The organism is Cytophagaceae bacterium, from assembly GCA_016722655.1.
Taxonomy (GTDB): Bacteria; Bacteroidota; Bacteroidia; order Cytophagales; family Spirosomataceae; genus Leadbetterella.
In genome coordinates this window covers 2,764,209-2,776,796 of record JADKIR010000004.1, presented here as the reverse complement: position 1 = coordinate 2,776,796, position 12,588 = coordinate 2,764,209, and the positions used below count along the sequence as shown (strand labels likewise).

At 36.1% G+C, this 12,588-nt stretch carries 12 protein-coding genes and 1 riboswitch; of the genes, 11 read left to right on the top strand and 1 reads right to left on the bottom strand.

Features of this window, described 5'->3' with window-relative positions; genetic code table 11:
• Positions 1-227: 227 nt before the first annotated feature.
• The 5 genes from IPP61_12545 (at position 228) to IPP61_12525 (ending at position 5,168) form a co-directional block, all read left to right on the top strand.
• A complete protein-coding gene (locus IPP61_12545; GenBank protein ID MBL0325988.1) occupies positions 228-998 on the top strand; it encodes a hypothetical protein in 771 nt (256 codons plus the stop codon).
• Positions 995-1,861 (top strand): lipoyl synthase, encoded by an 867-nt coding sequence (gene lipA / locus IPP61_12540; protein MBL0325987.1) that lies wholly within the window; start codon positions 995-997, stop codon positions 1,859-1,861. The genes IPP61_12545 and lipA overlap by 4 nt, the downstream gene beginning before the upstream one ends.
• A 180-nt stretch (positions 1,862-2,041) precedes the next feature.
• Positions 2,042-2,145, top strand: a riboswitch (SAM riboswitch).
• A 64-nt stretch (positions 2,146-2,209) separates the two neighbouring features.
• Positions 2,210-3,481 carry a methionine adenosyltransferase gene (locus tag IPP61_12535; protein MBL0325986.1) on the top strand — a complete coding sequence of 424 codons (1,272 nt, stop codon included), beginning with the start codon at positions 2,210-2,212 and terminating at the stop codon, positions 3,479-3,481.
• 244 nt (positions 3,482-3,725) lie between these two features.
• Complete coding sequence (gene sucD, locus IPP61_12530) at positions 3,726-4,604, top strand: succinate--CoA ligase subunit alpha (protein ID MBL0325985.1); 879 nt, start codon at positions 3,726-3,728, stop codon at positions 4,602-4,604.
• Positions 4,605-4,754: 150 nt separating this feature from the next.
• Positions 4,755-5,168, top strand: a complete 414-nt coding sequence (locus IPP61_12525; GenBank protein ID MBL0325984.1) for a hypothetical protein — start codon at positions 4,755-4,757, stop codon at positions 5,166-5,168.
• Between the two features lie 139 nt (positions 5,169-5,307).
• Here IPP61_12525 and IPP61_12520 read toward each other — a convergent pair whose 3' ends face one another.
• A complete protein-coding gene (locus IPP61_12520) occupies positions 5,308-6,237 on the bottom strand; it encodes a malate dehydrogenase (protein MBL0325983.1) in 930 nt (309 codons plus the stop codon).
• A 182-nt stretch (positions 6,238-6,419) separates the two neighbouring features.
• On the opposite strand from IPP61_12520, the gene IPP61_12515 reads away from it, so the two are divergent.
• The 6 genes from IPP61_12515 (at position 6,420) to IPP61_12490 (ending at position 12,410) form a co-directional block, all read left to right on the top strand.
• On the top strand, positions 6,420-6,842 hold the full coding sequence (locus tag IPP61_12515) for a DUF1232 domain-containing protein (protein ID MBL0325982.1): 423 nt from the start codon (positions 6,420-6,422) through the stop codon (positions 6,840-6,842).
• Between the two features lie 119 nt (positions 6,843-6,961).
• Positions 6,962-7,162 carry a twin-arginine translocase TatA/TatE family subunit gene (gene tatA, locus IPP61_12510; protein MBL0325981.1) on the top strand — a complete coding sequence of 67 codons (201 nt, stop codon included), beginning with the start codon at positions 6,962-6,964 and terminating at the stop codon, positions 7,160-7,162.
• A gap of 162 nt (positions 7,163-7,324) precedes the next feature.
• Positions 7,325-8,740: an Asp-tRNA(Asn)/Glu-tRNA(Gln) amidotransferase subunit GatA gene (gene gatA / locus IPP61_12505; GenBank protein ID MBL0325980.1), complete on the top strand. Its 1,416-nt coding sequence runs from the start codon at positions 7,325-7,327 to the stop codon at positions 8,738-8,740.
• A gap of 138 nt (positions 8,741-8,878) precedes the next feature.
• Positions 8,879-10,468 (top strand): transglycosylase SLT domain-containing protein, encoded by a 1,590-nt coding sequence (locus IPP61_12500; protein MBL0325979.1) that lies wholly within the window; start codon positions 8,879-8,881, stop codon positions 10,466-10,468.
• A 173-nt stretch (positions 10,469-10,641) separates the two neighbouring features.
• Positions 10,642-11,952, top strand: a complete 1,311-nt coding sequence (locus IPP61_12495; protein MBL0325978.1) for a gluconate transporter — start codon at positions 10,642-10,644, stop codon at positions 11,950-11,952.
• Positions 11,949-12,410, top strand: coding sequence for a RidA family protein (locus IPP61_12490; GenBank protein ID MBL0325977.1), 462 nt, complete (start codon positions 11,949-11,951; stop codon positions 12,408-12,410). The genes IPP61_12495 and IPP61_12490 overlap by 4 nt, the downstream gene beginning before the upstream one ends.
• Positions 12,411-12,588 lie beyond the last annotated feature (178 nt).

The following is a 12,588-nucleotide window of genomic DNA, read 5'->3' as shown; positions in this document are numbered from 1 at the left end:
TTTCCTGCCATTTTTTTTCAATTAATCTTAAAAATAGACCATTCGTTTTATTTCGGTTTTAAGAAGTAGTTTTTTGAAGATTTTTATAGAACGAAATATTAAACAACCTTTTTGTGCAGTTTTACGTTATAACTTTTAGGTTCTTTTTTTTGATAAAAAAATGAAAAATTTTGGCTCAAATATTTTAAAACGTATATTGTGAAAAGATTTTGAAAGCAATAGTAAATATGAAAGTAAGGTTATTGATTTTACTGTTTTTTGTTTCAGTAGGTACAACTTACGGTCAACTAAACGCTCAGGAAGAAGCAGAGGAGGTTGATACCAAAACGCTGGCTTATGGACTCACCACCAACAATCATTCAGGCTTGATTGGGGGAGCTATCCTTCGGAATTCAATGACTGTGGGTACTTATAAAGGAAAACCTGTAAACAGATACCTGAGTGTAGAGCTGGTTACTATAAAAAACTCCAGAGAAAAGTCAGACCTTAGTATGTATGGAGGTAAGTTTACTTATGGAAAAACCAACCATTTTTTTTCAATCAGACCACAATACGGCAGAGAAGTATATTTTTACAATAAAGATGCAGAAAATAGTATTGGATTTAGTTTAATTGTTTCGGGTGGGCCATCTTTTGGAATTCAAAAACCTTATTATATCAAATACTCCAATCAGGATCAGCAGGTCGAAACTGTGCCTTACAATCCTGATATTCATACCGATCCTACCAGGATTTTGGGTGCTGGAAATATCCTTCAAAATCTTTTCAAAAATTTAAAGTTTAATCCTGGTTTTCATGTAAAAGTGGCTTCAAACTTTGATATTTCAACTTTCAATGACAATGTTTCGGGCATAGAGTTAGGTACGACATTTGAGGTTTTCAGTAAAAAACCCGAAATGATGGCTCCCAAATTTTCCGAAAATCCGCAAGCCTTTGCGTCACTTTATCTAACTTTGTACTTTGGAAATAAAAAATTGCTACCCAAGAAAAAGAAATGATAGAGCAGGAAGAGATCAAAAGGAAGAAAAGACCGGACTGGCTGAGAGTGAAACTTCCCATTGGTGAGAATTTCAGGAAAGTAAGAGAAATTGTTGACGATAAAAAACTTCATACCATTTGTCAGAGTGGCAACTGCCCAAATATGGGCGAATGCTGGGGTGAAGGAACCGCAACTTTTATGATCTTAGGAAATGTATGTACCCGTAGCTGCAATTTTTGTGCAGTTGCAACTGGAAGGCCTACAGAATACGATATCAATGAGCCTATGAGGGTTGCAGAAGCTATAAAATCAATGGGTGTTAAGCATGCCGTTATCACTTCTGTAAATCGTGATGAACTTAAAGATAAAGGAGCCGAAATCTGGTATCAAACGGTTGTTTTGACCAAACAGCTATCTCCAAATACTACGATTGAAACCCTTATTCCGGATACTAAAAGTGACTGGGATTCATTATATAGAATGATTTCTGCCGGGCAAGAGGTGGTTTCTCATAACATGGAAACCGTTGAAAGCCTTTATCGTAAAGTCAGACCACAAGCCAGGTATGCCCGTAGTCTGGAGCAAATCAGAAAGACCAAAGAATATGGAAAAAGAACCAAAACGGGCATAATGCTTGGCTTAGGTGAAAAACAAGAAGAGGTTTTAAAAGCGATGGATGATTTGGCTGAAAATGGTTGTGATATCCTGACTTTGGGCCAGTATCTGCAACCTACCAAAATGCATCATGAAGTGATTGAGTTTATCCATCCGGATATTTTTGCCATGTATCGGGAAGAAGGACTACGGCGAGGAATCAAGTACGTGGAGTCTGGTCCACTGGTAAGGTCAAGTTATCATAGTGAAAGGCATGTAAACGTTTAAGCTATATTTTGAATAATCCTGAATCTAAAAAGTTCAGGATTTTTTTTAATAGTTATTCCGATATTTTTTTTATTTTCTTGAAAATAAACTATAATTTTTAGAAAAATTATCTATATAAATTAATATTGGCAGATATGTTTTCTTTATATTTTATTTTTTGTAAAAAAACACACATATTTGCACTTACATCAAGAGTTCTTCAGTTTTGAAGAAACCAACCGAGTATCAGAAACACCGCGGTGGTAAAAAAGATGTGGGTCGCCCGACCAAAAAAGTTTCGGCAAAGCTACCTTCAGATTTTCTCTTGCTATTAAATTTTATTAATTCATTAAAAATTTTTAAAACAAAATGGCTTATTTATTTACTTCTGAGTCAGTATCAGAAGGACATCCCGACAAAGTAGCAGATCAGATTTCTGACGCACTCATTGATCACTTTTTAGCATTTGATCCCAATTCAAAAGTAGCTTGTGAAACGCTTGTAACCACCGGTTTAGTAGTATTAGCTGGAGAAGTTAATACCAACACGTATCTTGACGTACAGACAATCGCCCGCAACGTTATCAAGAAAATTGGTTATACCAAAGCCGAATACATGTTTGAGGCTGATTCATGCGGAATTATTTCAGCCATCCATGAGCAATCCTCAGATATTAATCAGGGAGTTGATCGTAAATCTTCAGAAAATTTTGAAGACAAAGCCAACGCTCAGGGTGCCGGTGACCAGGGGATGATGTTTGGTTTCGCCACTACAGAAACTGACAATTACATGCCATTAGCTCTGGATCTTTCCCATAAAATTTTGGAAGAGCTTGCTGCTATCAGAAGAGAAAATACTGATATTAAGTATCTTAGGCCTGACTCAAAATCTCAGGTAACCATTGAGTATTCTGATGACAATGTCCCTCAGCGTATTGATACTATCGTGATTTCAACTCAGCATGATGATTTTGCTGCGGACGAAGAAATGCTTGCAAAAATCAAATCAGATATGATAAATATCGTGATTCCAAGAGTTAAAGCTCAGTTAAAACCATCATTGCAGGCCTTGTTTAACGATGCCATCACTTATCACATTAATCCAACAGGCAAATTTGTTATTGGAGGTCCTCATGGAGATACCGGTTTGACAGGAAGAAAAATCATTGTGGATACCTATGGTGGAAAAGGTGCACATGGTGGTGGAGCTTTCTCAGGTAAAGATCCTTCTAAAGTTGACCGTTCTGCTGCTTATGCTACACGCCATATTGCCAAGAACCTTGTGGCAGCGGGAGTTTGTGACCAGGTATTGGTACAAGTTTCTTATGCTATCGGTGTGGCTCAGCCTTGTGGTATTTTTGTGGATACCTATGGTACTTCAAAAGTGGCTCAGACTGACGGCGAAATCGCCAAAATTGTTGAAAAAACTTTCGATATGAGGCCTTATGCCATAGAGCAAAGATTCAAATTGCGTAGCCCGATTTATTCTGAAACAGCCGCTTATGGTCATATGGGACGTGAATCAAAAGTTATCACGAAAAAATTTGATAATGCAGGCCAGCAAAAAGAAGTAGAAGTAGAGTTGTTTACATGGGAAAAACTTGACTATGTTGACAAAGTTAAAGCTGCTTTTGGTCTATAATATTCCCAATTATTAATATTTCAAAATCCCCGGCAATATGTCGGGGATTTTGTTTTTTACCGATTTTTAACCTTTTATCTTGTTTATTTTAGAAACTATTAAATAGTATTTTACATATTAAATTTGATTTTTTTAGCACAAAACATTGTATTATTCTAATTTCAGGGGTACATTTGGAAGATTTTTTATTACTTGTAAAAAACAATAAGATTTAAGGCCGTCAAACGGAAAATAAAACATTAAAATGAGTATTTTAGTAAACAAAAATTCGAAAGTAATCGTACAGGGTTTTACCGGTTCAGAAGGATCATTTCATGCTGGTCAGATGATCGACTATGGAACAAACGTAGTGGGTGGAGTTACACCTGGAAAAGGTGGACAAACGCATTTGGAATGTCCGGTATTTAACACCGTAGAAGAAGCCGTAAAATCAACAGGTGCTGATGTTTCGATAATTTTTGTGCCACCTGGTTTTGCCGCCGATGCAATAATGGAAGCAGCAGATGCAGGTATTAAAGTGATTGTTTGTATTACCGAAGGCATTCCAACCAAAGATATGGTGAAAGCCAAATCATATATTCAAGGTAAAGGCGTTACACTTATAGGGCCTAACTGTCCGGGAATCATTACCGCAGAAGAGTGTAAAGTGGGTATTATGCCGGGCTTTATATTTAAAAAAGGTACTATTGGTGTAGTTTCAAAATCCGGAACACTTACCTATGAGGCCGTTGATCAATTAACTAAGGCTGGTTTGGGTCAAACAACCGCAATTGGTATCGGAGGTGACCCAATTATTGGTACAACTACCAAAGAAGCAGTAGAAATGTTTATGAACGACCCTGAAACTGAGGGTATTGTGATGATTGGAGAAATTGGTGGAGGCATGGAAGCCGAAGCCGCAAGATATATTAAGGAATCAGGGAATAAAAAACCTGTGGTTGGATTTATTGCCGGGCAAACTGCTCCAAAAGGAAGAAGAATGGGACATGCCGGTGCAATTATCGGTGGAGCCGACGATACCGCTGCTGCCAAGATGGCGATTATGAGAGAATGTGGCATACATGTAGTTGATTCTCCTGCTGAAATTGGGGCAACAATGCTCAAAGCATTAAAAAAAGATTAAAAAAATCGCCGTAAAATAATATTTGGTACAATTTTTTATAGCTCTTAAGTAGAATGTTCTATTTAAGAGCTATTTTTGTTTGTTTTCAATAATTTACACATACATAAAACGTTCTAAAAATAGGCTTTTCTAAAATTAAAAAATTAAAACATGAAAAATGCATTAAGATTATTTGCCTTTTTCTCTGCCATTATATTGAGCAGTTGCTCTTTATTTGAAGAAGAAGATCTGATTTCAAGTGATTATTTTAAAGCCAACGGAAAGCTAAAGGTTTGGAAATTAAAAACTTATGATTTGAATGGTGAGAGTTTACTCACCGAATGTATTAATGATGATACTTTTACATTTAATCAGGAAACTGGAGAGTATATCTGGGCAAAAAATAAGATAAAATGTTTTGAAGGAGAGAAAGACGATTATTTTACTTATGCATGGTCAGAAGATAAAAAGGCATTGCTAATAAATGGAAATAATTTTCAGATAATTGAATTAAATCATTCCAATTTTATTTTAAAAATGGAAAATTCAGGTCATATTTTTGATCTTTGGTTTGTTCCTGCCTGAGAATAAAAGATTTATAAAAGAAATAGGATAATAAATACATATTATTTCTTTTTTAGAAAAGATTTTAATTTCATGTAAAAAAACGAAAAGCCGGTTTTGAAACCGGCTTTTCGTTTAATATCTAAATTAAAAATCAGAATTATAGGGCAGCATTCATAGACCTTACAGCTTCTGCCGATTTTTCAAATGCTTCTTTTTCTGCATTGCTCAATCTCAGATTGACGATTTTCTCCCATCCATTGCGTCCGATGGTAACAGGAACACCTATACAGATATCTTTTTGACCATATTCGCCGTTGAGATAAACACAAGAAGGAATAATTTTCTTTTCGTCTCTTAGGATTGACTCAACTACCTGGCCAATTGCAGCACCGGGTGCATACCATGCCGAAGTTCCTAACAATGAGGTAAGTGTAGCACCACCAACCATTGTTTTGTCAGATACTTCTTTCAGTTTTTCACCTGATAAAAATCTGCTTACAGGAATGCCATTCCAGGTAGCCAAACGGGTTAAAGGAATCATAGTGGTATCGCCATGACCGCCAATTACCATACCGTTAATGTCACTTTGAGCTACATTCATAGCTTCAGATAATCTGTATCTGAATCTCGACGAGTCAAGAGCTCCACCCATTCCTAAAACTTTTTTCCTTGAGATACCCATTTCGGCAGCCACCTGATAAGTAAGGTAAGTCATAGTATCCATTGGGTTAGACACAATGATAATCACTGCTTTAGGAGATACTGCTAAAGCGTTGGTTACTACAGTTTTGACAATCCCTGCATTGATGCCGATTAGCTCTTCGCGAGTCATGCCCGGTTTACGGGGAACACCTGAGGTAACTACAATCACATCTGATTTTGCGGTACGCTGATAGTCATTTGTAACACCAACTATTTTTGAATCAAAACCTTCAATCGAAGCCGTTTGTGATAGATCCATTGCTTTACCTTCAGCGAAACCTTCTCTGATATCCAGAATAACCACTTCAGAGGCAATTTGCTTTCTGGCAATATTGTCGGCGGCAGTAGCTCCTACGGCACCGGCACCTATAACTGTTACTTTCATAATAATTTAACTATTTTTATATTAAGCCTTTTGTTTTTTTAAATAAGAACAAAAATATTGTATCTTTTTAATATTTGCTAAAATATTGTTTTCGTTTTTTTGTATTTTTTGGATTATTTTTCATTGATATTTGTTTTATTGATATTATATATTTATTTGGTACAAAATGACGTTATTTTCATATGAATAAATCGGATATAGTGGGGCGAATTTTAACTTCTGTTTTTTACGGTAAATCCAAAAATAAAGCCAAAGGAATGGCCACAAACTCTGCCGGGATTCTTCAACTTCTCAAGCAGGTTTTTCAAAAATTCCAGACCGAAAGCCTGGGTTCTGTTTTGGGAAGTGTCAGGGATCAGATACTTACTTTAGGGAAGCTATTAAAGTTTTATGCTTCGGGGCGATATAGGGAAGTGGATTTGAAAAATCTCGTTGTGATTCTGGCATCGTTCTTATATTTTTTGTCCCCAATTGATTTAATTCCCGATTTTTTACCAGTTTTGGGTTTTACTGATGACGTAGCCTTGATTTCTTTTGTGTTTGTTTCGGTAACAGATGAGATAGCTAAATTCGAAAAATGGCTTCAGGAAAATAATATTGAATAATTCCTTATCTTTTATTCCGTTTCATATACACAATTAAGTATTTGGACTTTAATAATTCATCAAAAACTTTAGGTTTATTGATTATTTTGTAACTTTGTTTATCATTTTTAATTTGACTCATGGAATTAGCAACATTATTGTTTTTAGGAAACTTAGGCGGTACTGAAATTTTCGTTATCGTTTTTGTAATATTATTATTCTTTGGAGCTAAAAAGTTGCCTGAATTGGCTCGTGGATTAGGAAAAGGCATCAGAGAGTTTAAAGATGCTACCAAAGAAGTAAAAGATAATATCGAAAAAGCGGCAAATTCGGAAGATTAATATTTCCGTTGTCGCGATATTTTGTTGAACAACAGAGACAAACAGATGTTTGCTTCTGTTGTTTTATTTTTTATATCAATTAAGAAATTGTAAATTTTGAAACGATAAGTTATTATTATTTTTTCGAAATATAGAATTTGTCAAACTTTCTATTAATCACCCGTGACATACAAAAGTTTTAAACAATATCAATCTCAACTTAAAAGCGGAGATATTTCTCTTAGTCAAACTATTGAGAGTTTCCTTAATAGAATCGAAGAAAATAAGGACCTCAATGTTTTCCTTGAAGTATATGGAGAAGAGGCTCTGGCCTCGGCAAAAATTGTTGAAGAAAAATTCAAAAACGGCAATGCCGGAAAGCTTGCCGGAATGGTGATTGGAATCAAAGATGTACTTGCCTATAAAAATCACGGTCTGCAAGCAGGTAGTAAAATTCTGGAAGGGTTCAAATCTCAGTTTACGGCAACTGCTGTACAAAGACTGATTGATGAAGATGCCATAATTATCGGGCGTCAAAATTGCGATGAATTTGCTATGGGCTCCTCCAACGAAAATTCAGCTTTTGGCCCCGTGAAAAATTTTGCTGACACATCCAGAGTGCCGGGAGGCTCTAGTGGAGGCTCGGCAGTAGCAGTGCAAGCGGGTTTATGCCATGCTTCAATCGGCTCAGATACCGGTGGGTCTGTCAGGCAACCTGCCGGATTTTGTGGAGTCGTAGGTCTTAAACCTTCTTATTCCAGAGTTTCAAGGTGGGGTTTGGCTGCTTATGCATCTTCTTTTGACTGTGTTGGACCAATTGCCAATAATGTTGAAGATGTAGCCTTGCTATTAGAGGTAATGGCAGGACAAGATCAATTTGACAGTACGGTGTATCCGCACCCTACTGAAAAGTTTTCTGAGTTTTCATCTGAAAAGAAAAAATATAAAATTGGATATTTCACTGAAGCTTTAGAATCGGAAGGACTTGATAATGAGGTGAAATTGCATACTGAAAATAGGCTTGAAGCTTTGAGAAATGCCGGGCATGAATTGGTCCCTTTATCATTTCCCAAGTTAAAGTATTTGCTTCCAACCTACTACATTTTGACTATGGCCGAAGCCAGCTCTAACCTTAACCGATATGATGGAATAAGGTATGGTCACAGGGCAAATAATGCCAAAAATCTTGAGGAATTATACAAAAAATCAAGGGGTGAAGGCTTTGGAAAAGAAGTGAAAAAGCGGATTATGTTGGGTACCTTTATATTGAGTGCCGACTATTATGATGCTTATTATACCAAAGCTCAAAAAGTTAGAGCAATAATCAAAGCCGAGACCGAAGCATTTTTTGAAAATGTTGATTTTATTGTATCACCTACTACCCCAACTCCGGCGTTCAAAATAGGAGCAAATGGAGGAGAAGACCCGCTTCAGATGTTCCTGGCAGATATTTTTACGGTACATGCCAACGTAGTGGGTTTGCCAGCTATTTCTGTTCCTAATGGTATTACTAAGGGAGGACTGCCTGTCGGTTTTCAAATACTTAGTGCCGATTTTTCAGAGAAAAAATTATTGGAATTTGCGTCAGAAATTATATAAAGTATTATTATTCAGACTTTTTTGTAATTTTTTTTTCGCAGAATATGCATTTTTAAAATAAAAATGTTAGTTTTGAGCAATTGCTTTCCTAAGTAATCACGTTATATTTTTAAATTAAGTGAAAACTCATTAGAATTTATGAAAATCTCAAAATTATTTTTGACCTTTTCTTTGTTGGTTAACGTTGTCGCTGTGTCTGAGGTTTTCTCACAGGTCAATGTTGAAGTATTAGAAGAAAAAACAGGAAATATCGATTCGGTTGTTGCCGATTTGGTACCTAAAATCGTGTATCCATACGAACTTACCGTTTTTGATGAACGCGATAAAAAAGAATATACAATACTTATTGAAGACCCTGCCGTTGTAGAGGCGAGACTTAAGAGTATTGAGCAAACCATGCCAATGGTATATAACGAAAGCGTAAAAAAATATCTTGATTTCTTTTTAATTCGTCGTCCAAGCTTTACTCGCCACATGATGGAAGAGAAAGATGTATATTTTCCGATTTTCGAAAAATATCTTGAAGAAAACGACATGCCTCAGGAACTGAAATATTTGGCTCTGCTTGAGTCAGGTCTTAATCCAAAGGCAGTTTCCAGAAGTAAAGCCGTTGGTTTGTGGCAATTTATGTCTTTTACAGGCAAAGAGATGGGGCTGATAATCAATGACTATATCGATGAAAGAATGCATATCGAAAAGTCCACAGACGCAGCATGTAAGTATTTAGGAATTCTATACAACAGATTTCAGGATTGGGATTTGGCACTGGCGTCTTATAACACCGGACCGGGAAGAATCAGCAGAACTATAAAAGCAACAGGAAAAAGTAATTATTGGGATTTGCATCCTCATATTCATCCCGATACCAGGGCTTATGTTCCTCAATTTATAGCATTGGCTTATTTGATGAATTTTGGCGAAAAACATGGCATTTTTCCAAAAAATAAAAAAGAGTTTATCCCTGTTGAAAAAATCAATGTAAACACTTTTGTTGACCTTAATGTATTGGCCAATTTAAGTGAAATCGATTTGGCAGAAATCAAAAAGTTAAATCCTCATCTTAAAAAAGACGTGGTGCCGGAAATGCCAATGGGTTATGAAATAGCAATGCCAGCCAATAGAATGTTGGTTTTTAATAGTAAGCGTGATTTTATTCTTGATTCCGCATCAAAAACTCAAATCAAAGAGCAAATTAGCCCAATACAACCAGCAAATAATGAAGCAGTACTTGCTTCAAGTGGTACTTCAGCTGACTATACTACACTTAGCGACGGCACAATCGTTATTGGAAGGAAATCCACCTTGGTGCCTGATTTGGTGATGCATAAAGACGATGAACCAGTAAAATATAAAAATATCACTCGTCAGGTTAAAAAAGTACATAGAGTAAAAAGAGGAGAATTCCTTAACAGAATTGCAGATAGATATGATGTGACTTCATCCGAAATAAAAAGATGGAATAACAAAAAATCATCAAAGGTTTTGGTTGGAGAAAGATTGACTATTTATGTTAATCAAAAAGAAAGAGTTAAAGCAAACAGTTTGGTTGCAAAATCTTCGTCTGAAAATATCAAAAAGCCTAAAAGTATTCATACTGTTAAGCGTGGCGACACCCTTTGGAATATTTCTCAACGATATGAAGGTGTTACAATTGATGATATAAAAAAGTGGAATAATATCAAAGGAAATACTGTGAAAGTAGGCCAAAAAATCAAAATAAAAAGCTAATAATTATTTAAATAATTAAGAAGAGAGACTCAAACGGTCTCTCTTTTTTTTGGATAATAAATAAAATTATTAGGAATAAATCCTTTTTGATTTGTATTATTGCCAAATATTCAACCTTTTAAAAAATCATGAATTCAGAATTCATTCTCTGGATTCATTTAAGCCTTAACACTATGCCTATAATTTTCACTTTGGCAGTTATTCTGCTGTTGATATTCTTTATCTCAGTTTTAAAACTTGATACTTTTATTTCTTTTGTAATCGTCACTGTGTGTTTTGGTTTATTAACCCGGATGCAAATTCCTGCCATTGGCATTTCGATAAAAAAGGGAATTGGAGACACCATGGGAGAACTCGCCTTGATCGTAGGCTTTGGGTCAATGCTGGGCAAATTGGTGGCTCATAGCGGAGCGGCAGAATTGATTACCGGAAAAATAGTAAAAGTATTTGGTGAAAAGTACCTTACATGGGGCCTTGCCCTGGCTGGTTTTATTATCGGAATACCTCTATTTTATAATGCAGGTTTTATTATTGTAGTTCCTCTGATTTTCAGTATTGCGTCGCTCACAAAATTGCCAATTATGTATTTGGCTATTCCAATGTTATCGGCTTTATCGGTGGCCCATGGGTATCTTCCTCCACACCCTTCTCCGGCGGTTATTGCCAGCCAGTTTGGAGCCGATTTGGGTAAAACTTTGATTTATGGAATTATCATTTCTATACCCGCTATTGCCATTGCTGGGCCGGTATTTGGAAGTACGCTAAAGAAGTTTGAAGTTAATCTTGAGAATTCCATATTTGCTGCAAAAGATGATAAAAAGAATCCCAATCCTCCGGGATTAGGTATCAGTTTAGGGATAGCACTTTTACCCGTTTTTATGATTTCATTTTTTTCTATTATTAAAAATCAATTCGCTGAAAATCAGGTGATTCAATTACTTTCTGAGCCATATATTTCCATGTTGATTTCTGTACTTGCAGCTATATATTTCCTTGAAGTCCGTCGGGGGCTAACCATTAAAGAAACCTCAAAATTACTCGAAGAATCAATAAAAAGCATTTCTCCAATTCTTTTGATTATAGCCGGTTCTGGTGCATTAAAACAAGTGTTTATTGACAGCGGAACAAGTCAATATCTTGGAAGTCTTTTGGTGCAGTTTGATATGAATGTTTTAATTTTGAGTTGGATGATTGCTGCCATTATCAGAGTATGTATCGGCTCTGCTACAGTTGCAGGTCTTACCACTGTAGGTATTTTGATACCTATGATTGAGGCCAATCCCAGTGTATCTAAGGAACTTTTGGTACTTGCAGTAGGCTCGGGGAGTTTAATGTTTTCGCATATTAACGATGGCGGTTTCTGGCTTTTTAAGGAGTATTTTAATCTTTCCATTAAACAGACTATCCGTACCTGGAGTGTTATGGAAACCATCGTCTCGATAGTAGGACTAATAGGAGTAATAATTTTGGATAAAATAATATGACTGCAGATTTAAAACTGGAAAACTATTCCAAAGAACTTCCTAAAGCACCTGAGCCAAAGGGTGTTTACAAGCCAATATTAATTGTTGACAATTTGGTTTATGTTTCAGGACATGGGCCTGACCGTGTAGATGGCACCCAGTTTGTTGGAAAAGTAGGAGAAGATGTTGATAAGGAATTTGGGAAATTAGCTGCACGCCAGGTGGGTCTAACCATACTTTCGACTTTGAAAAAAAACCTTGGAACTCTTAACAGGGTAAAGAGAGTAGTTAAAGTTTTGGGAATGGTCAATGCCCATCCAGATTTTGATTTGCATCCTTATGTAATCAACGGCTGTAGTGAGCTTTTTGCCGAAATATGGGGTACGGAACACGGGATTGGCGTCAGAAGTGCAGTAGGTATGGGCTCGCTTCCGGGTAGAATTACCGTCGAAATTGAAGCCGTTTTTGAGTTGATCTAATTGTCAAATATTGTACCAGTGTGATACATTTAAAATGAATACTTTTCTAACGGCTACATTTGATATTTTGTCAAAAAAAAAGGTAAATATTATTAAAAGGTATCATTTTGATTAAGCGGTAACAAATCACATTGTTTTGTTGTATCTATCCAAGAAATCCGGCTTTAATTATATTTTA

What these genes read in the sequence shown, in the direction of transcription:
- IPP61_12545 (MBL0325988.1), top strand. Translation starts at nt 228, where the DNA reads ATGAAAGTAAGGTTATTGATTTTACTGTTTTTTGTTTCAGTAGGTACA.
- lipA (MBL0325987.1), top strand. Translation starts at nt 995, where the DNA reads ATGATAGAGCAGGAAGAGATCAAAAGGAAGAAAAGACCGGACTGGCTG.
- IPP61_12535 (MBL0325986.1), top strand. Translation starts at nt 2,210, where the DNA reads ATGGCTTATTTATTTACTTCTGAGTCAGTATCAGAAGGACATCCCGAC.
- sucD (MBL0325985.1), top strand. Translation starts at nt 3,726, where the DNA reads ATGAGTATTTTAGTAAACAAAAATTCGAAAGTAATCGTACAGGGTTTT.
- IPP61_12525 (MBL0325984.1), top strand. Translation starts at nt 4,755, where the DNA reads ATGAAAAATGCATTAAGATTATTTGCCTTTTTCTCTGCCATTATATTG.
- IPP61_12520 (MBL0325983.1), bottom strand. Translation starts at nt 6,237, where the DNA reads ATGAAAGTAACAGTTATAGGTGCCGGTGCCGTAGGAGCTACTGCCGCC.
- IPP61_12515 (MBL0325982.1), top strand. Translation starts at nt 6,420, where the DNA reads ATGAATAAATCGGATATAGTGGGGCGAATTTTAACTTCTGTTTTTTAC.
- tatA (MBL0325981.1), top strand. Translation starts at nt 6,962, where the DNA reads ATGGAATTAGCAACATTATTGTTTTTAGGAAACTTAGGCGGTACTGAA.
- IPP61_12500 (MBL0325979.1), top strand. Translation starts at nt 8,879, where the DNA reads ATGAAAATCTCAAAATTATTTTTGACCTTTTCTTTGTTGGTTAACGTT.
- IPP61_12495 (MBL0325978.1), top strand. Translation starts at nt 10,642, where the DNA reads ATGCCTATAATTTTCACTTTGGCAGTTATTCTGCTGTTGATATTCTTT.
- IPP61_12490 (MBL0325977.1), top strand. Translation starts at nt 11,949, where the DNA reads ATGACTGCAGATTTAAAACTGGAAAACTATTCCAAAGAACTTCCTAAA.